Here is a 22,927-nt window from a genome sequence, read left to right on the forward strand (position 1 = left end):
GCGACCTCCCCGGACTGTGAGCTGGATCACCGTTGAGGTTGACCATGGGTCAGGGTGGAGGCTCGGCGCAGCGGCGAGACGCCGACCCACGAACGTCGAAGGACGGACCACCATGACGATCACCCTTTCCGATCAGGACAAGAGCACCCTGCGGATCGCCGCGTACGGCGCCGTGACGCTGATGGCCGCCGCCGGTGCGATCGGCAAGCCGCACAAGGTCGCCGCCGCCGGCAGCCTCGCGCTGGGCTCGGCCACCGGCCTGGTCGGGCATGTGCTCGCCGACCACCCCGAGGGCAAGGACCTGACCGGCAGGTCCGTGGCCGAGATCGCCGAGCGCGTACTGCCGGCCCTGACGGCGGCCATGAACCTCCTGGGGCGGCAGGATCCTGCCGAGGCCGGCAACTTCCGCGGTACCGTCCTCGTCGCCGTCGAGACCGCCCGCGCGCAGCAGGACCGGCCGAGCCCCGCCACGGCCGAGATGGTCCGCAAGGTCACCGAAGCCCTCGACGCCGCCGGTGTAGATGGCCGGGCCGTACCGGAAACCGCGGCCGGGCAGGATCGCCCGGAGCTGCGGAAGACGATCGAGGAGATCGTCGAGTCCGGCTTCGTCGGGGTGTCGTTGCGCGTGCGCGACGAGCGGGGCGAGTGGGCCGGCAGCGCCGGGGTGGCCGAGCTGGGCGGGACCGCGAAGCCGCCGGTCGACGGGCATGCCCGGATCGGCAGCAACACCAAGACCTTCACCGCGACCCTGGCGCTGCAACTGGTGGCCGAGGGCAGGATCGAGCTGGACGCACCGGCGGCCGACCACCTGCCCGAGTTCGGGCTGGACCGGCGGATCACGGTGCGGATGCTGCTCCAGCACACCAGCGGGCTGTTCAACTTCGTCGGCGAGGTGTACGACGACGGGTCGATCGCGCCGGGCATCCCCGTGCCCTTCGGCAGCACGGGCAAGGAGTGGGTGGACAACCGGTTCACGACCTACAAGCCAGAGGAGCTGGTACGGCTGGCGCTGTCCAAGCCGGCCCGGTTCGAGCCGGGAGCCGGCTGGAGCTATTCCAACACCAACTACGTGCTGGCCCGGCTGCTGATCGAGAAGGTCACCGGCCGCTCGCTGGCCGAGGAGATGCGGGAACGGATCCTGGAGCCGCTCGGCCTGTCGGGCACGGTGGTGCCGGACGCCTCGCCGGAGATCCCCGAGCCGCACGCCCGCATCTACTACCGCTACGAGGAAGCCGGTCGGCAGAAGACGATCGACATCACCCGCTACAACCCCTCCTGGGTCTGCACCGGCGGTGACATGATCTCGACCAGTCAGGATCTGGCCACGTTCATCTCCGCGCTGATGGGCGGCAGGCTTCTGCCGGCCCCGCTGCTGGCCGAGATGTGCGCCCCGCACGCCACGGGCCTGCCGAACATGGGCTACGGGTTGGGCGTGTTCGTCACGAAAACCGACTGCGGCGCCACCCTCGTCACCCACAACGGCGGCAACGTCGGCTCCATGTCGCTGATGTACGGCACGCCCGACGGCGGCAGGACCCTGACAGCCGTACTGAACTGGGTGGACGACGCCGACATGTCCATCACCGCAGTGGTCCGGAAGGCCCAGCAAAGGCTCGTCCACGAGGTGTTCTGCGGGGAGCGGGCCGATCCGGCTCAGTCGGATGCGAGGATCTCCGCCAGCCGCAGGGTGTCTTCGAGATAGCGCTCGTAGGGAAAGCCGGCCGCGACGAGCCCGGCGCGCAGCTCGTCGTAGAGCGGCTTCCCGGCCGTGTGGAAGGCGGTCCGGCCGGCGTCGGTGAGGCGGACCAGCCGCCGCCGCGCGTGTTCGGGGTCGATGGTGATCCGCACCAGTCCATCCGCTTCGAGCGGTCGCAGCGCCCGGCTGATCGCCGGGTCGGACACCGACAGCGCCTGCGCGAGCCGATGCTGCGTCACCGGCTCGATGTCCTCCAACGTCCCCAGAAGTCGTATCTGGCTGTAGGTCATACCGTCACGGCCGTCGGTGCGGCGCCGGGCCGCCTCGCCCAGCAGCATGACCACGCGGTGCAGCAGATCTGCGAGTCCGTCATCCACCCCATCACCATACGCGAGTCTTACCCGGTTAATATTAACCGGGTAAGACTGATGTCGAGCCCCGGGAGCTGTCCTCACCATGACTACTCAAGCCGGCCACCAGGTGCGGGCGGTCGCCGCCGAGCGGCTCACCATGTTCGTCGACGCGGTGATCGCGATCGCACTCACCCTGCTGGCGCTGGATCTCCCCGTTCCCACCGGCGACACCACCGACGCGATGCTGAGTTCGATGTCGGCCCACGGCAGCGAGTACCTGGCCTTCGCGGTCAGCTTCGTGGTGATCGCCGCCCACTGGCGCGCCCACCACGAGATCTTCAGCCATGTCCGCGCGCTGGGCGGCCGGCTGACCAGCCTCACCCTGGCGTGGCTGTTCATGCAGGTCCTGATGCCGTTCGCGACCAGGGTGCTCACCGCCGACGGCGCCTTCCCGCCCCGGTTCAGTCTGTACGCGATCGTCCAGGTCCTGGCGTCCGCGTCGTTCGCACTGATCATCCGGGAGATCCGTCGCGCACACCTGTACACCACGGACGTCCCGCCCCAGGTGTTCGCCCAGAGCCTGGTGCGCAGCATCTGCCTGGCCGCGGTCTTCGCGGTGTCCGTTCCCGTCTCGTTCCTGACCAACGGCACCGGCGCGTACCTGTGCTGGCTCACGGCACCGATCGTGCTCACCGTCGCCCGCCGCCTCGGTACTGTGAATTCGCATGACCGACACCGAGCTTGAAATCACCGCGGACCTGGTCCGCGATCTGCTGCAGGAGCAGCATCCCGACCTCGCGGGGCTGGCCATCCGTGAGGTGGCGGGCGGCTGGGGCAACCAGATGTGGCGCCTCGGGGACGAGTTGTCCGTGCGCATGCAGCGCATGGACCCCACCCCGGAGCTCCAGCTCAAGGAGCGGCGGTGGCTACCCGTGCTGGCCCCGCGCCTGCCGCTCCCGGTGCCGCTCCCGGTGCGGTTCGGCGAACCGTCCGAGCGTTTCCCCAAGCACTGGACAGTGATGACGTGGGTTCCCGGCGAGCCGCTGGACCACGGCTCGATCAGCCGCGGCGACCACGCGGCCGACACGCTGGCGAGCTTCCTCCGGGCGCTCCATGTGGAGGCGCCCGCCGACGCGCCGACCGCCACGGACCGCGGCGCCCATCCCCGGGACTGCACGGGCGGTTTCGAGTACTTCTTCCAGGCCGTCGACCCCGACGTGATCGCCGGCATCGCCGACGACGTCCGGGACGTCTGGGACGACGCCGTCGCGGCCTCCGCATGGGAGGGCCCGCCGGTGTGGGTGCACGGCGATCTCCATCCCGCGAACGTCGTCGTCTCGGACGGAACGCTCTCCGGCATCGTCGACTTCGGCGACATGTTCGCCGGCGATCCGGCATGGGACCTCGCCGCCGCATGGGTGCTGCTGCCCGCGGGCGCGGCCGCACGGTTCTTCGACGGGTACGCGCGGGCGGACGAGGCGGCGATCCGGCGCGCCCGCGGGCTGGCCGCCATGAAGAGCCTCTTCCTGCTGCTCATGGGGCAGAACGGAGACCGGGGTCTTCCCGGCGGCAAGCCGCACTGGGGACCCAAAGGGCGGGCGGCACTCGATCGGGTTCTTAAGGGCGTCTGACGCCGTCATCCCGGCTCCTCGGCCGGGGAGGTGGCCAGCAGGGCGGCGAGCTGGGCCCGGCCCGAGATGCCGAGCTTGGTGTAGGCGCGGGCCAAGGTGTTGTTGACGGTCGCCACCGACAGGCCCAGCTGTGCGGCGATGGCCCGGCTGCTGAGGCGCACGGCCAGCAGAGCCACCTCGCGTTCGCGGCGGCTGAGCACCCGCAGGATCCGCTCGTGGCTGAGCAACGGCGTGACGGCGCCCTCGCAGCGCGCGCGCAGGCCCGCGGCCCGCTCGCGCGCCAGCGCCGCCTTGCTGGCCAGGCCGGACTCCCGGTGGATCCTGGCCGTGCACGTCGCGACCTCGGCGGCGAGCAGGTGCTGGCCCAGCCGGTCGAAGGCGTCCACGGCCGCGGAGAGCGCCTCGCCGTCCTCCTTCCGCAGCCCGCGGGCCGCGGTCGCCAGGGCGTGGCTCATCGGGGTGCGCAGCGCCGCGTCCAGCTCTTCGAGCCGGCGGCACTGGCCGTCGCCGCCGAGCCGTACCACGTCGTAGCGCGCGAGTGCCTCGACGGTGGGAAGCCCCAGGCCGAGGGCCTGGTCGGCGGCGTAGCGCGCGACGATCGCGGCGTCGGTCAGGCGGTCTTCGGCGGCCAGGGTCCAGGCGTTGCCCAGCGTCATCCAGGGGGCGTACACCCGGTTGGCGTCGTTGGCGGCCTGGTCGGCGCGTTCCATCCAGGTACGCGCGTCGGCCGCCTCACCGCCCACGGCGCACGCGGTGGCCAGCCCCGCCATGAACGTGCGGGTGAGCCGCAGCGTGTCCTTGCCCTCCAGGCAGGTGATCGCCTCGCGCAGCGACCAGCCGGCGCTGACCGGCCTGCCCTGGCCGCATTCCACGAGCCCGCGGAAGCCGATGTAGCCGACCGACATCAGCGGGCTGCCTCCGGACAACACCTGGCGGTACCCCTTGTCGGCGACCATCCACGCCTCGTGCGCCTCGCCCATCGCCAGGGACGCCAGGCAGCGGGCGATGTCGAGTTCGACCACGCCCCATGGCAGCTCGGCGCGGCGGGCCGTACCCACGGCCAGGCCGCGTTCGTGGTAGCCGGCGACCACGGGGGCGCGCCCGAGAAAGCCCGCGGCCGCCGTGGCGGCCGCGGTGGCCCAGATGACCGCCTGCGCGCTCGCCGTCTCCGTGGAGAGAAGCCGCTCCGCGATCTCCAGTACGGCGCCGCAGCGCCCGTCGTGCAGCAGGATCCACGAGCGGATCCCCAGAGCCAGATCCTCGCCCGGCCGGTCGGCGAGATGGTCGAGCACCCGCTCGGCGGCCACGGCGTCGCCGTCACCCCAGTACGTGGTCTCGGCCCGGACCAGTGCCCACCGGAGCAGCTCGTCGTCGGCGGACGGCGGCTCCTCCGGCAGGACCGCCGCCGCCTCGGCGCTGCGGCCCCGGTATTCCAGTACCTCGGCGAGCAGGGCGTCGGCCTCCACGGACGGCTCGGCGTCCCGGGCCGCCCGCGCGAGCCGTTCGGCGAGCGCGAGGTCGGCGCGGTCGATGGCCTGGCGGGCGCCGCGCCGCACGACGTCGGCGCGCACCACCGCTCCGCCCTCGACCTGCCAGAGCGCGGCCCGCAGCAGGTCGTCGCCGCGGCGCAGCGGGGACTCCAGCAGGGCATGCGCCAGCCGCCACCACAGCTGGCGGGCCCGGCCGGCGGGCAGCCCTGCGCGTACCACCTCGCCGTAGAGCGGGTGCGTGAGCCGTACCTGCGTGCGGTTGCCCTCGCGCTCGAAGACGGTCAGCCCGTGCGTCTGCGCCTCGTCGACGGCGGCGGGCTCCGCGAGCTGGGCCAGCAGGGGCAGGGGGAGCGGCTCACCGCACGCCAGCAGCTCCAGAACCAGGCGGATCCGGGGCGGCACGGGACGCAGCCGGTCGGCGAGCAGGCGGCGCATGGCTCCCGTGGGGTGGTAGTCGCCGGTGAAGTGCCACACCCCGTGCCGCGGGCGCAGGGCCCGGTCGGCGATGGCGGTCGACAGCAGCTCGCGCAGTGCCAGGGGATTGCCCGCGGCCATGGTGTGCAGCCTGACCCGGGTCACGCCGTCCACGTCGGCGGAGAGGGTGTGGTCGACCAGGTGGTCCACGGCGGACGGCGGCATCGCGGGCAGTTCGAGCCAGGGCGCCATGCCGTCCTTCCACAACGTGGTGATCGTCTCGTTGCCCTCTCCGGAACGGCACGTCGTCACCACGAACGCCAGCCGGTGCGCGGCGAGGTAGCCGATCAGGGCCGCCGATCCGGCGTCGAGCAGGTGGGCGTCGTCCACGCCGATGATCACCCGCCGGGTCTCGCCGTACCGGCGCAGGCGGGTGGCCGTCGCCGCCAGGACCGACACCCCCTGCTCACCGGGCAGCCAGCCGTTCGGCAGCAGGTTGGCCACCGCGCCGAACGGGATCGACGCCAGCGCTCCGGTCGCCGCGACCCATTCGGTGTGGCAGCCGCGCGTCTCCAGCCTTCCGAGGACCTCCCGGGCCAGCCGGGTCTTGCCGATGCCGGCCTCGCCCGAGATGACGACGCCGATCGCCTCTTCCCGGTCGAAGCATGACCGGATCGTTTCCAGTTCTTCGTCCCGCCCGACGAACGGCCATCCCCGCATGAGCGCCTCCCGGGACTATTCGCCGTCCCGGGCATCGCGGATGACAGGTGGTCAACGGCCCTGTGGGCCGCGCAGCGCCTCGACCGCGCCGAGGCGCAGCGCGTACGCGAAACAGGCGACGACCACGATCGCGAACGCGACCACGAGTCCCAGCGCGACGCCGACGCCGGACACGGCGGCCAGCCCGCCGACCAGCGGCGGCCCGCACATCATGGCGCCCCACGTAAGGCCGGAGACCGTGGCCAGGGCGGGACCGGGCGCGATTCCCGGGATCTTGGAGCCGGCCCGGAGCGCCGCCGGGATGACGGGCGAGAATCCGAGCCCCACGGCCATCAGGCCGGCGATCGCGGTCACGGGATGGGGGACCAGGAGCGCGGGGAGGAAACCGAGCCCGGCGAGGACCATGAGCGCGCGCACGGTACGCACGGTCCCGAACCTGCCGAGCACCCGGTCGATGAACAACCTGCTGGTGAACATGCTGACCGCGTACACCGCCAGGCCCAGCCCGGCCAGATCCCGCGGCGCTCCGGCCGTGTCGGTGAAGAAGACCGAACTCCAGGTCTGGGCGCTCCCTTCGGCGAGGTTGGAGCAGAAGGCGACCACGCCGAGCAGGACGAGAACCGTGCCGGCAGGCCTCCCGCCGCTGTCCACGGGCCTGGCCTTCGTGGCGACCGGACAGGGTGCGAGCACGACGAATCCGGCGAAGGCCGCCAGACCGAGCTCCGCTCCCTGCAGCGCGACAGGCTGCCCGGCGTATCCCGCGACGGTGCCGGCCACGCCACCGGCGAGCGCGCCGAGGCTCCAGAAGCCGTGGAGCCTCGACATGATCGGTTTCGCCGTGGCGGATTCGACGTCGACGGCGTGCGCGTTCATCGCCACGCCGACGATCCCTTCGACGCCTCCCCAGATCCCCAGGAACAGCGCCAGGCTCCAGAGCGAGTCGGCGAGGCCCGGCAGCGGCGCGGCCGCGCACATGAGGGGAACCGTCCGGCGCAGCGCGCGCCCGCCGCCGATCCTCTTGACCAGCTGCCCGGCGGCGAACATGGCCGCGACCGAACAGAGCGGCCCGGCGAGCAGGGCGAGGCCGAGCTGCGCGTCGGACAGCCCGAGACCGTGCTTCAGAGACGAGATGCGCGACACGCAGGCCGCGACGAGGAGCGCGTGCGTGAAGAAGACGGCCGAGACGGCGGCCGCCGGTCTCACGCGGCGAACTTGCCGGGGTCGCCAAAAGGCGAGTCGAGCGGCCATGTGCACCATTCCACCGAGGCGTAGAACGAGGTTCCGTCGTCGTTTCTGGCCGTGGCGCGCGGGTGGTCGAGATGGAAGGTCGGATCGGCGAACCGGTCGAGCGGGCCGTGGTGCTCCACCCGCCGCACGAAGTCCAGGTCCTCGCCGCCCCAGCCGGAAAAACGTTCGTCGAAGCCGCTGACGCGGGAGAAGAGCGAGTCCCGCACCCAGACGCAGCAGCCGGGCGGACGCCGGAGATAGACGCCCCGCGCGGCGCGCTCGTCGACGCGGGCGTCCGCGTGGAAGCGGCGCCGCTCGATCGCTCGCGCGCTGGACTCACGATCGAGGAAGAGGATGTCCCTGAACGGCAGGTGCGCCTGGGTGCCCGGCTCGGAAAAACGGTCCAATGCCCGGCTGACGAAGTCGCGGTCGACGAGCATGTCGGCGTCGAGCACACAGATGGTCTCGGCGGGCCGCGCGCCATGGGCGACCCCCACGTTGACCGCCCACGCCTTGTTGAACCGGCCGGAATGCCGCGCGAAGACGTAGCTGTCGACCACGGGCTCCAGCCTGTCCCGCTGTTTCGGGGCGTCGTCGGCTTCGACCACGACGATGCGGTAGTCGTGCCGGGCGGCGCTCTGGTCGAGGAGCGCCGCGATGGTGGCCGCCAGGTTCCGCGAACGTGCGCCGCCGGGTGTGGCGTCGCGGAACGGGATCACGATGGCGGCCCCGACACGGCGTCCGCCGATGTTCCCCGGGCGCCGGGGGAGACCCGACAGGATCGCGGTGGCGGTGGGGGAGCCGTGCGCGGGAGCCGGGATGTCGTCGCCGACGTGAAGACGGAGCCGGGACCTGCACTCGGTCGCCCAGGCGAGTTCGGCGAGCCGGGCGCATCGCTCGCTTTCGTTTCTGGCGATCGCGTCGTTCAGGCGGGCGCGCAGGTTCCGGTAGAGGACGGGACTGGCGGGCTCGGCGGTGAGAAGCCGGCTCAGCCGCGCGACCTCGCGGATGTCGAAGCCCAGCAGCGTGGCGGCCATGCGCTGGTGGACCTCGCGCGACCAGTCCCAATAGTCCGGCGCCTGGGTCTGGCAGAACGCGTCCGCCGAGATGACCAGGCTGCCCACCGCGCTGTCGGTGACGGCCGAGGCCGGCATGGACATGGCGACCCCCTTCTCACGCTTCGAAGTGACGGAGCTCCGGCGGCTTCGCGAAGTAGGGCTCGATGGCCTTGGCCAACTCCGCCGCGTTCTCGCTGCCCGGGAAGACGTCGAGGTGGTGGGACAGGCTCTCCCAGCCGACGCGGACCAGGTAACGGCCGCTCGTCTCGGCGTCGCGACGCAGTTCGGCGGACATGCAGCCCTCGGCGGCCAGGAGGATCGGGCTCGCCTGCCGGAAGGCCCTCTCGAACTCCTCCTCCCGGCCGGGGGTGACGTACAGGTAGGCGTACTCGAAGATCATCTACTTCTCCTCGCTCAGGTACCGCTCGACGGCGCCGAGCAGGTCTCGCCATGAGGTCAGGAACTGCGCGATGCCGTCGGCTTCGAGCCGGCGCACCATCTCGTCGTAGCCGATGCCGAGGTCGGCCAGCGCGCGGAAGACCCCGGATTCCTCTGGTACGGCCCCGCCCACCGAACCGTGGTCGGCGAAGGCGTCGATGGCCGATTCGGGCAGGGTGTTGACGGTTCCGGGGATCGCCAGTCCCGCGGTGTAGTAGGTGTCCGGGTAGGCCGGGTCCTTGACGCTGGTCGAGGTCCACAGCAGGCGTTGCCGGTGCGCGCCCGCCGCGGCGAGCGCCCGCCAGCGGCCGGATTCGAGGTCCCGCACGTGCCGCCGGTGGGCGAGGCGGGCGTTGGCCAGGCCCGCCAGCCCGCGCAGGCGCCGCGCCTCACCGGTGCCGATGGCGTCCAGCCGCCGGTCGGCGTAGGTGTCGAGGCGGGAGACGAAGAACGAGGCCACCGATCGCACCCGTGCGGGGTCGGCGCCCAGCTCGATCGCCTGCTCGACGCCTTCCATGTACGCCGCGTGCACGGCCGCGTACCGGGACAGCGCGAAGATCAGTGTCACGTTGACGCTGATGCCGTGCGCCACCAGATCGGTGATCGCCGGCAGCCCGGCCGGGGTCGCCGGGACCTTGATGAGGGCGTTGGGGCGATCGATCGCCTCCCACAGCCGCCGCGCCTGCTTGACCGTGCCCGCCGTGTCGTGCGCCAGGCCCGGGTCGACCTCGATGGAGACGCGGCCGTCCCGGCCGCCCGTACGCTCGTACACCGGGCGCAGCACGTCCGCCGCGTCACGGACGTCGGTCGTGGTCAGCCGCTCCACGGCCACCGCCGCGCCGACACCCTGCCGGGCCAGCTCGCGGAGCTGGGCGGCATAGGCGGAGGTCCCCCGGACGATGGCGTTGCGGAAGATCGTCGGATTCGTGGTGACGCCGGCCACGTGCTTGTCGCGCACCGCCGCGGCGAGACCGCCCGTCGCGATGCGCTCGCGGCTGAGGTCGTCGAGCCAGATCGAGACGCCGTGCTCGCTCAACGCCCGCAACCGATCGTTGCCCGCCATCGCCTACGCCTTGATGAAGGCGCCGGCGTCGACCGGGACCGTCGCCCCGGTCACGTAGCGCGTCTCGTCGGAGGCCAGCCACAGCACGGCGTTGCTCACGTCGATCGACTCGACCCAGGGCACCGGGATCGCGTTGAGCCTGGCGGCCGACTCGGCGATCTGCTCCGCCGTCGGCCGGTCCACGCCGGGCACCAGCAGCCGCAGGCCCACCGGGTTGCGCACCATGTCGGTGTCGACGTTGCCGGGATGCACGCTGTTGACCCTGATGCGGTACGGGGCCAGTTCGTTGGCCAGGGAGCGCATCAGCCCGACCAGGCCGTGCTTCGAGGCGGCGTAGTGCGCCATGTTCGGGCGTCCGAGCAGCCCGGCCACCGAGTTCGTCAGGACGAGCGAGCCGCCCCGCCCGGCCTCGATCATGTGGGGGATCACGCTGCGCAGCGTGTTCCAGACCCCGGTGAGGTTGACGTCGATCATGTCCTGCCACTGCTTGGCGGACAGCTCCCAGCCCCGGCCCAGCGAGCCGATGCCGGCGTTCGCGCACACGACGTCGATGTCGCCGAACGCCTCGCGTCCGGCCCGCACCGCCGCGCCGAGCTGATCGACGTCCCGCACGTCGGCCACCGCGGTGATGATCTTCGCGCCGCGGGCCTCGACGAGACTCCTGGTCTCGTCGAGATCGTCCGCGCGGGCCAGCGCGTAGTGCGTGCTCCCGACCTCGTGGCAGATGTCGGTGGCGATGATGGCCGCGCCCTCCTCGGCCAGCCGTAGCGCGTGCGACCTGCCCTGCCCGCGCGCGGCGCCCGTGATGAGGACGACCTTGCCGTCAACCCGTCCCATTGTGGTCCCCTTCGCGATTCGTGGGTTGTCCGAAGTTCGCGGCGGCCAGGCCTCGGGCCTCTTCGGCGGTACGGCGCAGCGCCGCGACGGCCGCGCCGGGATCCTCGGCCCCGTAGACGGCCGACCCGGCGACGAAGGCGTCCGCGCCGGCCGCCGCGCACGACTCGATCGTGCGCAGGTTGACGCCGCCGTCGACCTGGAGCCACAGCGGCAGCCCCTGCTCGTCGATGACCCGCCGGGCGCGGCTGACCTTGGCGAGCAGGTAGCCGAGGAACTCCTGGTTGCCGAAGCCGGGTTCCACCGTCATCACCAGGAGCATGTCCACCTCCCGGAGCAGGGCCTCGTACGGCTCCAGCGGCGTCGCCGGATTCAGCGCGAGTCCGGCCTGCGCGCCCGCGCCGCGAATCGCCCGCAGCGTGCGTACCGGCGCTTTGACGGCTTCGGCGTGAATGGTGACGCTCGCGGCCCCGGCCTCGGCGTACCGGATGGCCCAATGGTCCGGGTCGGCGACTCCGAGATGGATGTCGAGCGGGAGTTCGGCGCTGCGGGCCAGCGACTCCACCACAGGCAGTCCCACGGTCAGGTTCGGGACGAAGTGGCTGTCCATCACATCGACGTGGATCATGTCCGCCGCACCGGCCACCCGGTTGGCCGCCTCGGCCAGGCGGGACATGTCAGCCGCGAGAATGCTGGGCGCCATACGGAGTGCCACGGTCTGCTCCCGGGGTACGAAGAACGAGCGAATGGTCGTTGATCTCGAATTCGATCCGGCCGAGGTCTTCGGCGATCAGGTCCGCCTCGGCGAGGGTGGCGCCGTCGTGCCGGAACATGACGGCGAGCGTCGTCATCCCGGCGGCCCGCGCGGCGCGTATCCCGCTGGGCGAGTCGTCCACGGCCAGCGCGCCGGCCGGATCGACGCCGAGCAGGCCGGCGGCCAGAAGAAAGCCCTCCGGATGCGGTTTGGCGTGCCGTACGTCATCGGCGCTGACCAGCACGCGCGGGACGGGAAGCCCCGCGCCGCGCAGCCGCGCCGTGGCCACCTCGGTGTCGTTGGAGGTGACGATGGCCCACCTGTCGTCCGGCAGGGCTTCGAGCAACGCCGCGACGCCGGGCAGCGCGACGGTGTTGCCCGTGCGGTCACGCTCGGCCAGCCGGACGGCCTCGGCCTCCGCCGCGATCTCCGGCTCGCCGAGATGCGGAAGAAGGGAACGCACGATGTCGGTTCTGCGCCGCCCGTAATGCTGGGCCAGGTCGAACGCGGCGGCTATTCCCTTGGACGCGGCCCACGTTCCCCAGCAGGCTTCGGCATCCGCATAGGAGTCGACCAGGGTGCCGTCGAGATCCAGCGCGATGGCGCTGAAAGAAGTCCGCATGAATTTCCCTTCCCGGAGTGGTTCTGGGCGAACGTATGCCGGGCGGCCGCCGGGGCAATAGATCAGGCGGATTAATCAGGCGGCCGCGTACGGCCCGGCCAACTAACCAGCCGCCGCGGCCGGTGAATGGCCGCTCGGTGGCCTGGTCCTCTGTCTCATCCCCTTCCAAACTCGGACGGGCACAGATCATCCGCGGTCGGATTATCAAGGGGGCATCGTGAAACTCACGACGACCACGTTCGTCTCACTTGACGGAGTGATGCAGGGGATCGGCACTCCGGACGAGGATCGCAGCGGCGGATTCGAACGGGGCGGCTGGACCACGCCGCTGCTGGACTCCCACGCAGGCGCCTTTCTCAGCCGGCTCTTCGAGCGTGCGGACGCCTTCCTGTTTGGCCGGCGGACCTACGAGATCTTCGCCGGTTCCTGGGGGATCATGCCGGATCCCGGCATCAACCCCATCGGGACGGCGCTGAGCACCAAGCCCAAGTACGTCGCGTCGGCCACGCTCACCGATCCGCCGTGGGCCGGCACGACGGTCCTGTCCACGGACGTCGCGGCGGCCGTCGGTGAGCTGAAGGCCGGGCCGGGACGCGAACTCCAGGTGCACGGCAGCGGTGCTCTGGTCCGATGGCTGCTCGGCCGAGATCTGGTCGACGAGATCAATCTGCTGATCTTCCCCGCGGTCGTCGGCCAGGGCACGCGGCTGTTTCCCGACGACGGCCCGGACCTGACGCTCGATCTGATCGAGTCGCGGACCACGCCCGGTGGCGTGATGATCCAGGTGTACCGGCCCAACGGGCGCCTGCGCTATGGAACGTCCACGGCGGACATGAAGCATGTGAAGTAGCGCGCGTGGCCGAGGTGCTCAGCCGGTCAGCAGCGACTGTACGGATCTGGCCACCACCTCGGCGGCCTCCGCCGGAGCCAGGCGCCCCGCGCGCACCTCGGTCGCCGCTCCGTGCAGGATGTAGTGGACCACGTTGACCAGCCACTCCAGCGGCAGGTCGGTGCGGAAGACGCCTTGATCCTGGCCTCGGCGGATGAGTTCCGTGATGCGCCGGGCAGGCTTCTCGTGCAGTTCCCTGACCCGTCCCGCGGGGAGGATCTCCTCTGCCGCGGCCAGCAGCGCCGCGGACTCGGCCATGGTCTGCCAGCTCGAAACCAGCAGGCGGGTCATCGCCTCGCGGGCGTTTCCGGTCAGGTCGATCGACGCCAGGACCTCGTCACCGGCTCTCAGCGCCTCCACCAGCGCCGCGTCGATGAGCTCGGCCCGGGTGCCGAAGTGCCCGTACAGGGTCATGCGCCCCACGCCCGCGGCCTTCGCTATGTCGTCCGTCTTCGCGTTCGGATCCCTGCTCAGCAGTTCGCGGGCGGCGGCCACGATGGTGGCGATGCTGCGCTGGGCATCGGCCCGGCGTTTGGGGCGTGCGGACGGCTCAACCATGACAGCACCCTAACGCGTATGTGTGAGTACGAGTTATAGTGGTGGCAAAAATCGTACATGGAGTACGAGTTACTGGAATGGAAGCATCAATGAACCAGTCAGCCGCGCATCCGGCGCGATGGCGCATCCTGGGCCTGCTCGGCGTGGCCCAGCTCATGCTGATCCTCGACGTCACCGTCGTCGCCATCGCGCTGCCCCACATCGAGGCGGAACTCGGCCTCAGCCGCGAGGCGATGACCTGGACGATCAGCGCCTACACCCTCACCTTCGGCGGGCTGATGCTGCTCGGCGGCCGGATCTCGGACCTGGTCGGCCCCAAGCGGGTCATGCTGACCGGGCTTCTCGTCTTCACCGCGGCATCGCTGGGCACCGGGCTGGCGGGGTCGGCGGCCATGCTGGTCGGCGGCCGCATCGCTCAAGGCGTCGGCGCGGCCCTGCTGTCTCCCGCGGCGCTGTCACTGGTGGTGGGCCTGTTCGACGGGGAGGAGCGGAACCGGGCTCTGGGCATCTGGTCCGCCCTCGGCGGAGGCGGCGCCGCTCTCGGGGTCCTGCTGGGCGGCCTGCTCACGGCGGGGCCCGGATGGTCATGGGTCTTCTATGTCAACGTGCCCATCGGGCTGGTGATCGCCGTCGTGCTCGCCGCTCTCCTGCCGGCGCGGCAGGCATGGACCGCCGACCGGCCGCGGCTCGACGTCCTCGGCGCGGTTCTGGTGACGGCGTCCTCCGCGTCGCTGATCTACGCCTTCATCGCCGCCGGCGAGCGAGGGTGGCTCACCGGGCTCACGGGCCTGCTCGTCCTGGCCGGCGCCGTGGGGTACGTGCTGTTCGTGGTGTGGCAGCGGCGGGCCCACTCGCCGCTGATGGACGTCCGGCTGCTGGTACGGCGGCCCGTCGCGACCGGCGCGTTCCTCATCCTGACGGCGACGGCTCTGATGATCGCGGTGTTCTTCCTGGGCACCTTCTACTTCCAGCAGGCTCGCGGGTACGGCGCCCTGCAGACCGGGCTGCTGTTCCTGCCGGTGGCGGTGGCCACGATGATCGGGGCCAACCTCACCGGCCGCCTGATGGGCCGGTGGAGCCCGCGAGCCCTGGCCGTCGCGGGCCCGGCGATCGCCGCCGTCGGCATGGCCGTACCGGCGCTGTCGATGCATCCCGTCACCGTCGTGGCCGGCGTGTCGGTCGCGGCGGCCGGCACGGGTTCGATGTTCGTCGTCGCCTCGGCCACCGCGCTGGGCCAGGTGGCACCTCATGAGGCCGGGATCGCCTCCGGCATCGTGAGCACCTTCCACGAGTTCGGCGCCTCGCTCGGCGCCGCCGTCGTGTCGAGCGTCGCCGCCGCGAGCCTGGTGGGTGCGGGGAGTCCAGTGAACGGCTTCGCCGGCGGATTCGCCGTGGCCGCCGTCGCGGCGGCATTCGGCGTGGCCGTCACCTTCCTGGTGACACCCGGCCGGGCCCCCTTCCCAGTGAAAGGCACACCATGACAGAGATCCGCCGTGCGACGCCTGTCGACGCCTCCATCCTGCACGCCCTCATCCTCGATCTGGCCGAGAACCAGGATCAGGCCGCCGCCATCACGGTGACGGTCACCGGCCTCGAGCGGATGCTCGCGCGCCCCGAGATCACCTATCTCATCGCCGAGCGGCACGGCCGGGCCATCGGTTACGTCTCCTGGATGCAACGCATCAACTTCTGGTCCGGTGAGGACTACCTCGCGCTGGACGATCTGTTCGTGGCCGCCACCGAACGCGGCCGCGGCGTAGGAGAGCGGCTGATGCTGGCCACGGCCGAGGCCGCCGCCGGCAAGCTCATCCGCTGGGAGGTGGCCGAGGCCAACGTCGCCGCGCAGCGCTTCTACAGACGCATCGGCGCCGCCCTTGTCACCAAGAAGATCGGCCGCTGGAAGCCCGCGTAGCCTGTCGCCGCCGAACACCCCCGGCCGGCGAGGCGGTCGGGGGTCGGGGGCTCCTCCCTCCTACTTCCGCACGTGCGGTCGTACCACCACGTCGCCGTACACGGCCGAGGCGTGGATCTCCACGCTCTCCTCCGGCGGTGGCCACGCCTTCAGCAGGTTGCGTACGGCGCCGTACGTGGAGTCGAGGCTGAGCCGGGCGCCACTGCCCCTTCTGACGCCGACCTCGACCCGCCCCGAGGCGACGAGTGTCACCGAGCCTCTGGCCACCTCGCCGAGGACGATGTCGCCGTCCGCGGCCGTGATCTCGACGTCGGAGTGGGCCCGGCCGACCTCGACCCGCCCGCGGCCGGTCGTGACCCGCAGGCCGCCGGCGGCCTCGCCGAGGCAGAGGTCACCGGCGCCCATCGTGATGACGGCAGGACCCTCGACGGCGGCGACGTCCACCTCGCCGGAGCCGGACTCCACGTCAAGCCTGGCGGTCTGGTCAAGCTGAATCGCGCCTTGGGCGGTGTGGATCCTGGTCTCCCCGAGGCGGCCGAGGGCCCGTACCCGACCTGCCGACAGGTCGATCGCCAGGTCGGAACCCTCGGGGAGCTGGATCTTCACCTCGATCGCCCCGGAGCGCCGGGGGCGCGGCATACTCACCCGCAGGCGGCCGCCGGCGAACGCCACCTCGGCCAGGCCGGCCGCCGTGGCGTCATCGTCGTCGGCCGGGTCGAGCGGGTTCACCCGGATCCGCGTGTCCGCACGGCGCTCCGCCTCGACCCGGACGTCTCCCGCCGCCACGTCGATGACGGCCTGGATCGGCTTCGGGGTGTTGAACGCCTTCACGCCGCGTACCCGAGATGAGCGGTGTCGCATGCCATGGCCCTTCGCACGGTCGACATCCTGATACTCACAAGTGACCCCGGTCCAGGACAAAGACCGGACATTTCCGCCTGCCTTCCGCGCCTGCGCCAAGGCTTCATCGATCGACACGCATGGGACATCCGTGCGTTCCGCATCTGCCGTTTGTGCGGCGCCGGATCGATCGTTGGATCACGGAACCCGCACCGGCCCCGGCGGCGCGCGGTCATGACCGAGGAGCCCATCGTGCAGGAGTTCACCGGCCCCTCCCTCGGGGCGATGCTACGAGGGTGGCGGGAGCGGGCACTGCTGACCCAGGAACAACTGGCCGAGCGGGCCGGCTTGAGCGTCCGCACCATACGCAGGCTGGAGGGGGACCATCCGCACCGCCCGCGCGGCACCTCCCTGTCTCTGCTGGCCGCGGCGCTGAGCCTGAACGCCGCGGAGCAGAGACGACTCATCACCACGGCGCGGGCGGGCATCGCACCGGCCGGCGACGCCGCCGCACCCCGGCAACTCCCGCGCGCGACGGCGCCTTTCGTCGGCCGCCGCACGGAGTTGTCCGCCCTGGACGCCGCCCGGGCGACCGCCGAGGTGCTGGCCGTCGTCGGATGCGCCGGCATCGGCAAGACCGCGCTCGCCGTGCACTGGGCCCACCGCGTCGCGGACCGCTTCCCCGACGGTCACCTCTACGTCAACCTGCACGGGTTCGATCCGAACCCCCAGCCCCTGCACCCGGCGGAAGCGATCCGGAACTTCCTGCACGCACTCGGTGTACCGCGGCAGCGGGTTCCCGCCGACACGAACGCGGCGGCGGCGATGATGCGCAGCGCGATGGCCGGCAGGCGCCTTCTGATCGTCATCGACAACGCGCGCGACGCCGCGCACGTGCGACCGCTCCTGCCCGGCGGCACCGGCTGCCTCGTCATCGTGACCAGCCGCAACCAGCTGCCCGGCCTCATCGCCGCGGGCGCCGCGCCTGTGGTCCTGGACCCGCTGCCCGACGCCGACGCCCGGCAACTGCTGACCGGGCGGCTCGGCTCCGTACGCGCCGACGCCGAACCGCAGGCCGTCGCCGAGATCGCCGCTCTGTGCGGAGGTCTTCCGCTCGCGCTGTGCATCATGGCCGCACGCGCCGCGACCCACCGCGGCTTCAGCCTCGGCGCGCTCGCCGCGGAGCTACGCGCCACCGGCGGCCGGCTGGACGCACTGTCGGGGCACGACAGCTTCGCCGACCTCCGCGGCGTCTTCTCCTGGTCCTACCGCATCCTGAGCGCGGCGGCGGCCCGCATGTTCCGGCTGCTCAGCCTCCATCCAGACCACGACATCGGCGTCCCCGCTGCCGCCGGCCTGGCCGGACTACCGGCGCGGCAGGCGCACCGCCTCCTGACCGAACTCCACCACGCGCACCTGCTCGCCGAGCCGACGCCAGGCCGCTACCGGCAGCACGGCCTGCTGCGCGCGTACGCCGCCGAACTCACCGAGATCCACGACGCCTGCCCCTGAGACGCGGTCTAGCACGTTCTCTGGCCCGCCCTGAATCCCGCGGCGAAGCCGATGTTGTAAGCCTCTTGGTTAGATGGCTGATAGTAGGGATTGTTGCATTTCGCTCCGGCTGCGAATCCCTCGGCGTAGCCGTTCGAGCAGATCTTCCTTTGCTTTTTCCCGAGATTTCTGCAGACGGGCGGAGCGGCGTTCGAAGCCGCCGTGATCTGACTGTCGTCGACGCTTACGGACCTCGGAACGACCGAGGCTTGCGCGGTCCCGGCCGTCCCGAACAGGAGGGTGGCGATCAGCGGACTGGCAAATAGCGCACGTTTTCCGTACATCCTCGTCTCCTTCCTCATGAAGGCATCCGGTCCTCATGAAGATGAATCTTGGAGTTTCTACTGCCGCACCCTCTCGAACGAGAGTCTGTTGACCGCGTGTCATCGTGGGAAACGCGTTATACCATCATAATCATTTGATTTGTCGGCGAGTCCAGACAGTTGGCGTCAACATCAGCGCGGCTTTGCCCGGCACGCTCACGGCTTGACGATGACGCGGGCGTGCGACAATCCGCCGATGCCCTCACCCGTGGATGTCGTTTCCGCTGAGATCGAGGATCTGCTCGCCGTCCCCGTCGCCCGCCTGGAGGAGCTGGACGGGCACCCCTGGGTGCTCCGCGTCCATCTCGCCGACGGCTGCCTCGTCATCGTCAAGCGCCCGCGCCCCGACGGCTACGGCCTGCGCTCCGCCGCGGAGTTGATGCGCTGCGAGCGCGCCGCGCTGGAACTGCTCGAGGAGGACCTGGGCCCCCGGCTGCTCGCCGCTCCGCCCGATACCCGGATGCTGGTGTTCGAGGACCTCGCCCCGCGCACCGAGCTCTCCCGGCTGCTGCGCCGCGACGGCCTCACCCCGGAGCTGGACGACCGGCTCACCGAGTTCGCCGTCACCCAGGGCGAGATCGCCGCCGCCTCCGCCGGCCGCGCCGCGGACTTCGCCGCGCGCCGCACCGAGTTGGGCACCCCCGCACGGGACCTCGGCGACGGGGAGCACGCCTGGACGGGGTTGTGGCGCACGGCGCCCGAACGGGCCATGGAGTTCGGCGTCCCGATGCCGGACGCCGCGGAGCGCGACCTGCGCGCCGCCGGAACCGAACTCGCCGAGCCCGGGCCCTTCCTCGTCCTCACCAACGGCGACCCCGAGGCGCACAACTACCTCACCCTGCCGGACGGCGACGGCCGGCTGATCGACTTCGAGGGGGCGGGCTTCCGCCATGCGCTCACCGCCGCGGCCGGGTTCACCGTCCCCGGCCCACAGTGGATGGCGGTCTCCGGGGAGCGTCAGATCACCGCGTTCCGCTCCGCCCTGGCGCGCGGCGTCCCCGAAGCCGAGGACAACCGGAGGTTCGGGTACGGCCTCGCCTCGGCGGCGGCGGTCTGGACCGCGATCCGCGCCAACGACCTGCGCAGGCGGGAGGCGCGCGAGCCCGGCGACGACTCCCGGCTCCAGCTGGTGGCCGGTCTGGAGGCCGGGGCGCGCACCGCCTCCGAGGTCTTCCCCCACTTCGCCGGCTGGTGCCGGTCGACGGCCGAGGTACTGCGCCGCCGCTGGCCCGACACCGACGTGGACACTGCGGCGATCGCGCCCTACACCTGGAGACGGCGGCCCTAGCCAAGGCCACCGGAACCGGCGCGCAGATCCCGCCGATCAGAAATCCTCCGCCACGTCGTCAGTTCTGGTGCCCCCTCGCACCGGTGGAAGGATGGATGACCATGACCGACGCCATACAGCCGGGCTCCGACGAGGCCGTGTTCATCGCCGCGGTCCGCTCGGACGACACGGCGAGGTTCGCGCTCCTCACGGAGCACCACCGCCGTGAGCTGCAGGTGCACTGCTACCGGATGCTCGCGAACTACGAGGACGCGCAGGACCTGACGCAGGAGACGTTCCTGCGAGCGTGGAACAAGCGGGAGACGTTCAAGGGCCATGCCGCGCTGCGGACCTGGCTGTACCGGATCGCGACGAACGCCTGCCTCGACTTCCTGGAGAAGCGCAACGACCGCACACCCGTGCTGTCGGAGCTGCCGGACCCCGCCTCCGAGGTGCTGTACCTGCAGCCGTACCCCGACCGGATGCTCCCCGAGGACCCGCAGGAGTCGGTCGTGGCGCGGGAGACGATCGAGCTGGCGTTCATCGTCGCCGTCCAGCACCTGCCGCCGCGGCAGCGGGCGGTGCTCATCCTGCGCGATGTCCTGGGCTGGCCGGCGTCGAAGGCCGCCGACGCCCTGGAGCTGACCGTCGCATCGGTGACCAGCGCACTGCAGCGGGCGCGCGTGACGATGCGCGAACAGCTACCCGGCCGCCGCCTCGACTGGCGGAGCCCCGCCACCCACGAGCTGTCGAAGGACGAGCGCGGAGTGGTGAAGTCGTACATCGACGCCCATGAGCGCAACGACCTCGACGGGCTGACGTCCCTCCTGCGCCACGACCTGCGCTTCGCGATGCTGCCCGAGTCCGGCACCTTGATCACGACGGCCGAAGACGCGGTGGACGGCTGGGTCTCCGGCGGGCTCTTCCAACGCGGCCACGACGACTGGCGCGGCATCACCACGACGGTCAACCGCATGCCTGCCGCCGCGCTGTACCTCCGCGCCCCCGGCGACCCCGAGTACCGGCTGTTCGCCATCGCGGTCCTGCGCATCGTCGACGGGAAGATCGCCGAGCTCACCGGATTCGACGTCACCGGCCAACCATGGCTGGGCCTGCCCCCGACACTGTGATCAGACGAATCCGGCGCACGGCCGCCGTCACCGAAGTCACCACCACCACCCCCCCGCCGGCGTCACCGGCGGGGCCTCCGAAGAACGTCGTCCTCAACGGCCGGCGTCACGAGCCGGGCACGTGGCCCGTGCTCATCGCCTCGTCTCGTAGCGAGTCAGCACCACGCCGCCGGGAAACGTGCGTGTCTCCACCAGGGTCAGGTTCACCCAGCTGTCCAGTGCCGTGAAGAACGGCGTGCCGGCGCCCACCAGGACCGGGTAGGTGGCCATGGCGTACTCGTCGATCAGCCCGGCCCGCATGGCCGCCCCGGCGAGCGTCGCGCCGCCGATGGTCATCGGGGCGCCGTCCTCGGCCTTGAGCCGGGTGATCTCGGCGACCGCGTCGCCGGTGACCAGGCGGGTGTTCCAGTCGACCTTGTCGACCGTCGAGGAGAACACCACCTTCGGCGTGTCCCGCCAGTTCCGCGCGAACTCGACCTGCGCCGGGGTGGTGTCGGGCTGCTGGTCGCCGGTCGGCCAGTAGGAGCTCATCGTCTCCCACAGCTTGCGCCCGTACAGCGTCAGGCCGCTCGCCCGCTCCCCGTCGAGCCACCACTGGAACAGCTCGTCGCTCGGCGGCCCGCTCCAGCCGATGTCGTCGCCGGGCGCGGCGATGTAGCCGTCCAGGCTCAGGTTCATGCCGAAGATCAGTTTCCGCATCGTGCCAGCCTCCTGTGAGTCGGTCTCACACATACAGACGGCCGCGGCGCGGAAACCTCATCGGTGCACGGTCCCGGACCCAGTGCGTTCTCAGACACCACCCACCGGCTCTCGATCTCACCCTCGCACGGTACGGCTTCCCCCGGCCTGGCGCCGGCTCGTGGCTCCAGGGCGACGACGAAGGGGCCGGGTCTGAGGTCAGGCCGTGAGGGCGGCCTCTGCTTCCCGGTAGATGACGCTCGGGTCCTCGGACAGCCACGCCTTCACCTGGCGGCTCCAGGCGTCGGCGAGCACCTCCGGCCGGTGCGCCTCGATGCCGTCGAGTGCCGCCGCGACGATCGCCTCGGGGGCGGCCTTGTCGCCGTCGTACCAGGCCATCATGTCGGTGTCCGCGGCGCCCAGGTGCAGGCCCGTCACCAGGGTGCGCTGGCCGGCCAGCTCCAGGCGGGCGCTGTTGGTGAGCGCCCATTCGGCGGCCTTGGCCGCGTGGTAGGCGCCCGCGCCGTTGAAGGCGAGCCAGGAGATCGCGGACAGGACGTTGAGGATCGCGCCGTCGGCCAGTTGGGGCGCGAAGGCGCGGATCATGTTGAGGGTGCCGTAGAAGTGGGTGTCCATCTCGCGGCGGATCGTGTCCAGGTCGCCGGTGATGAGGTTCGCGCCGGTGGAGACGCCGGCGTTGTTGATGACGATCTTGACGTCGGGTGCCGCGTCGGCCGCGGCGGCGACCGACGCCGGATCCGTGATGTCCAGGCGCAGCGGGATGACTCCCGGTACGTCGATGAGCTCCGGACGGCGGGCCGTGGCGTACACCTTGCCGGCGCCGCGGTCGAGGAGGGAAAGGATGAATTGCCGGCCCAGGCCCCGGTTCGCGCCGGTGACCAGCACATGTGCTCCGTTGATCTGCATGCCGGTAGGCTAAAACCTGACGTTGACGTCAGAGGCAAGTGTTGTGATGGAGGTCACGGTGCGTATCGGCGAGTTGGCGGCGCGATCGGGCGTCAGCGTACGGGCCCTGCGCTACTACGAGGAGCAGGGGCTGCTGGAGGCGGACCGGAGCGAGTCCGGGCAGCGCCACTATCCCGAGCCCGCGGCCGACCGCGTTGAACTGATCCAGATGCTCTACTCCGCCGGACTGTCCAGCCGGACCATCGCCGAACTGCTGCCCTGCGTCGATGCCAAGGTCAGCACTCCCGAATCCCGTGCCCGGCTGGCCGCCGAGCGCGACCGCATCGACGCGCAGATCACCGCGTTGACCCGCACCCGTGACAACCTGGACGCGGTCATCGCCTCCACCGGAGGGCCGGCCAGCGGCTGCGCGTGGATCGAGGACCAGGATGTCGCTGCGCCCGCGAGTCACTCAGCCACGCCGTGAACCCTCTGGCCCGCGAAGTAAAGGGAAGCAGGGACAGAAGCTCACTCCTATGGTCACCAGCCAGGTGAGGACCCTGCTTACAGGGA

Annotated in this window: 24 protein-coding genes; 10 read left to right on the top strand and 14 right to left on the bottom strand. The window is 71.3% G+C overall.

Going from position 1 to position 22,927, the window contains the following annotated elements:
• The first annotated feature begins 112 nt into the window (after positions 1-112).
• Positions 113-1,702 carry a serine hydrolase domain-containing protein gene (locus ACIBHY_RS31325; RefSeq protein WP_397308564.1) on the top strand — a complete coding sequence of 530 codons (1,590 nt, stop codon included), beginning with the start codon at positions 113-115 and terminating at the stop codon, positions 1,700-1,702.
• On the opposite strand, the gene ACIBHY_RS31330 is transcribed toward ACIBHY_RS31325, so the two are convergent.
• Complete coding sequence (locus ACIBHY_RS31330; protein WP_397244099.1) at positions 1,654-2,073, bottom strand: MarR family winged helix-turn-helix transcriptional regulator; 420 nt, start codon at positions 2,071-2,073, stop codon at positions 1,654-1,656. The two genes, ACIBHY_RS31325 and ACIBHY_RS31330, sit on opposite strands and share 49 nt — an antisense overlap.
• Before the next feature lie 79 nt (positions 2,074-2,152).
• On the opposite strand from ACIBHY_RS31330, the gene ACIBHY_RS31335 reads away from it, so the two are divergent.
• Positions 2,153-2,794, top strand: coding sequence for a TMEM175 family protein (locus ACIBHY_RS31335; RefSeq protein ID WP_397308565.1), 642 nt, complete (start codon positions 2,153-2,155; stop codon positions 2,792-2,794).
• On the top strand, positions 2,775-3,680 hold the full coding sequence (locus tag ACIBHY_RS31340) for an aminoglycoside phosphotransferase family protein (protein WP_397308566.1): 906 nt from the start codon (positions 2,775-2,777) through the stop codon (positions 3,678-3,680). The genes ACIBHY_RS31335 and ACIBHY_RS31340 overlap by 20 nt, the downstream gene beginning before the upstream one ends.
• Before the next feature lie 5 nt (positions 3,681-3,685).
• Here ACIBHY_RS31340 and ACIBHY_RS31345 read toward each other — a convergent pair whose 3' ends face one another.
• Genes ACIBHY_RS31345 through ACIBHY_RS31380 form a run of 8 tightly spaced genes read right to left on the bottom strand, consistent with a single transcriptional unit; the run spans position 3,686 to position 12,300 of the window.
• Positions 3,686-6,304 carry an AAA family ATPase gene (locus tag ACIBHY_RS31345; RefSeq protein ID WP_397308567.1) on the bottom strand — a complete coding sequence of 873 codons (2,619 nt, stop codon included), beginning with the start codon at positions 6,302-6,304 and terminating at the stop codon, positions 3,686-3,688.
• Between the two features lie 51 nt (positions 6,305-6,355).
• Positions 6,356-7,507 carry an MFS transporter gene (locus ACIBHY_RS31350; RefSeq protein ID WP_397308568.1) on the bottom strand — a complete coding sequence of 384 codons (1,152 nt, stop codon included), beginning with the start codon at positions 7,505-7,507 and terminating at the stop codon, positions 6,356-6,358.
• Positions 7,504-8,691 carry a glycosyltransferase gene (locus ACIBHY_RS31355; protein ID WP_397244089.1) on the bottom strand — a complete coding sequence of 396 codons (1,188 nt, stop codon included), beginning with the start codon at positions 8,689-8,691 and terminating at the stop codon, positions 7,504-7,506. The genes ACIBHY_RS31350 and ACIBHY_RS31355 overlap by 4 nt, the downstream gene beginning before the upstream one ends.
• Positions 8,692-8,704: 13 nt before the next feature.
• Positions 8,705-8,989, bottom strand: coding sequence for an antibiotic biosynthesis monooxygenase family protein (locus ACIBHY_RS31360; protein ID WP_397308569.1), 285 nt, complete (start codon positions 8,987-8,989; stop codon positions 8,705-8,707).
• Positions 8,990-10,090, bottom strand: a complete 1,101-nt coding sequence (gene tal, locus ACIBHY_RS31365; RefSeq protein ID WP_397308570.1) for a transaldolase — start codon at positions 10,088-10,090, stop codon at positions 8,990-8,992.
• Positions 10,091-10,093: 3 nt separating this feature from the next.
• Entirely contained in the window at positions 10,094-10,927 is an 834-nt protein-coding gene (locus ACIBHY_RS31370; RefSeq protein ID WP_397308571.1) for a mycofactocin-coupled SDR family oxidoreductase, read from the bottom strand.
• A complete protein-coding gene (gene rpe, locus ACIBHY_RS31375) occupies positions 10,914-11,639 on the bottom strand; it encodes a ribulose-phosphate 3-epimerase (protein ID WP_397308572.1) in 726 nt (241 codons plus the stop codon). The genes ACIBHY_RS31370 and rpe overlap by 14 nt, the downstream gene beginning before the upstream one ends.
• Entirely contained in the window at positions 11,602-12,300 is a 699-nt protein-coding gene (locus ACIBHY_RS31380; protein WP_397308573.1) for an HAD-IA family hydrolase, read from the bottom strand. The genes rpe and ACIBHY_RS31380 overlap by 38 nt, the downstream gene beginning before the upstream one ends.
• Positions 12,301-12,517: 217 nt before the next feature.
• On the opposite strand from ACIBHY_RS31380, the gene ACIBHY_RS31385 reads away from it, so the two are divergent.
• The gene (locus tag ACIBHY_RS31385; protein WP_397244077.1) at positions 12,518-13,150 is read left to right on the top strand and encodes a dihydrofolate reductase family protein; all 633 of its coding nucleotides are present in this window, start codon (positions 12,518-12,520) and stop codon (positions 13,148-13,150) included.
• An 18-nt stretch (positions 13,151-13,168) separates the two neighbouring features.
• Here ACIBHY_RS31385 and ACIBHY_RS31390 read toward each other — a convergent pair whose 3' ends face one another.
• Positions 13,169-13,747, bottom strand: a complete 579-nt coding sequence (locus tag ACIBHY_RS31390; protein WP_397244075.1) for a TetR/AcrR family transcriptional regulator — start codon at positions 13,745-13,747, stop codon at positions 13,169-13,171.
• 89 nt (positions 13,748-13,836) lie between these two features.
• Between ACIBHY_RS31390 and ACIBHY_RS31395 the strand changes: the two genes are divergently transcribed.
• Positions 13,837-15,228 (top strand): MFS transporter, encoded by a 1,392-nt coding sequence (locus ACIBHY_RS31395; RefSeq protein ID WP_397308574.1) that lies wholly within the window; start codon positions 13,837-13,839, stop codon positions 15,226-15,228.
• Positions 15,225-15,659 carry a GNAT family N-acetyltransferase gene (locus ACIBHY_RS31400; RefSeq protein WP_397308575.1) on the top strand — a complete coding sequence of 145 codons (435 nt, stop codon included), beginning with the start codon at positions 15,225-15,227 and terminating at the stop codon, positions 15,657-15,659. Before ACIBHY_RS31395 ends, ACIBHY_RS31400 begins: the two co-directional genes overlap by 4 nt.
• Before the next feature lie 60 nt (positions 15,660-15,719).
• Here ACIBHY_RS31400 and ACIBHY_RS31405 read toward each other — a convergent pair whose 3' ends face one another.
• Positions 15,720-16,520, bottom strand: coding sequence for a DUF4097 family beta strand repeat-containing protein (locus tag ACIBHY_RS31405; protein WP_397308576.1), 801 nt, complete (start codon positions 16,518-16,520; stop codon positions 15,720-15,722).
• Between the two features lie 213 nt (positions 16,521-16,733).
• On the opposite strand from ACIBHY_RS31405, the gene ACIBHY_RS31410 reads away from it, so the two are divergent.
• Positions 16,734-18,011, top strand: coding sequence for an NB-ARC domain-containing protein (locus ACIBHY_RS31410; RefSeq protein ID WP_397308577.1), 1,278 nt, complete (start codon positions 16,734-16,736; stop codon positions 18,009-18,011).
• Between the two features lie 8 nt (positions 18,012-18,019).
• Here ACIBHY_RS31410 and ACIBHY_RS31415 read toward each other — a convergent pair whose 3' ends face one another.
• Positions 18,020-18,334, bottom strand: a complete 315-nt coding sequence (locus tag ACIBHY_RS31415) for a hypothetical protein (protein WP_397308578.1) — start codon at positions 18,332-18,334, stop codon at positions 18,020-18,022.
• 235 nt (positions 18,335-18,569) lie between these two features.
• Between ACIBHY_RS31415 and ACIBHY_RS31420 the strand changes: the two genes are divergently transcribed.
• Positions 18,570-19,661, top strand: a complete 1,092-nt coding sequence (locus ACIBHY_RS31420) for a hypothetical protein (RefSeq protein WP_397244063.1) — start codon at positions 18,570-18,572, stop codon at positions 19,659-19,661.
• 101 nt (positions 19,662-19,762) lie between these two features.
• On the top strand, positions 19,763-20,770 hold the full coding sequence (locus ACIBHY_RS31425) for an RNA polymerase subunit sigma-70 (RefSeq protein ID WP_397308579.1): 1,008 nt from the start codon (positions 19,763-19,765) through the stop codon (positions 20,768-20,770).
• A gap of 132 nt (positions 20,771-20,902) precedes the next feature.
• On the opposite strand, the gene ACIBHY_RS31430 is transcribed toward ACIBHY_RS31425, so the two are convergent.
• Complete coding sequence (locus ACIBHY_RS31430) at positions 20,903-21,469, bottom strand: dihydrofolate reductase family protein (protein WP_397244059.1); 567 nt, start codon at positions 21,467-21,469, stop codon at positions 20,903-20,905.
• A gap of 198 nt (positions 21,470-21,667) precedes the next feature.
• Positions 21,668-22,375, bottom strand: a complete 708-nt coding sequence (locus ACIBHY_RS31435; protein ID WP_397308580.1) for an SDR family oxidoreductase — start codon at positions 22,373-22,375, stop codon at positions 21,668-21,670.
• Between the two features lie 58 nt (positions 22,376-22,433).
• Here ACIBHY_RS31435 and ACIBHY_RS31440 point away from each other — a divergent pair, with 58 nt between their 5' ends.
• On the top strand, positions 22,434-22,841 hold the full coding sequence (locus ACIBHY_RS31440) for a MerR family transcriptional regulator (RefSeq protein ID WP_397244055.1): 408 nt from the start codon (positions 22,434-22,436) through the stop codon (positions 22,839-22,841).
• Positions 22,842-22,927 lie beyond the last annotated feature (86 nt).

Origin of the sequence: Nonomuraea sp. NPDC050547, assembly GCF_044457345.1 — a bacterium.
Taxonomy (GTDB): Bacteria; Actinomycetota; Actinomycetes; order Streptosporangiales; family Streptosporangiaceae; genus Nonomuraea.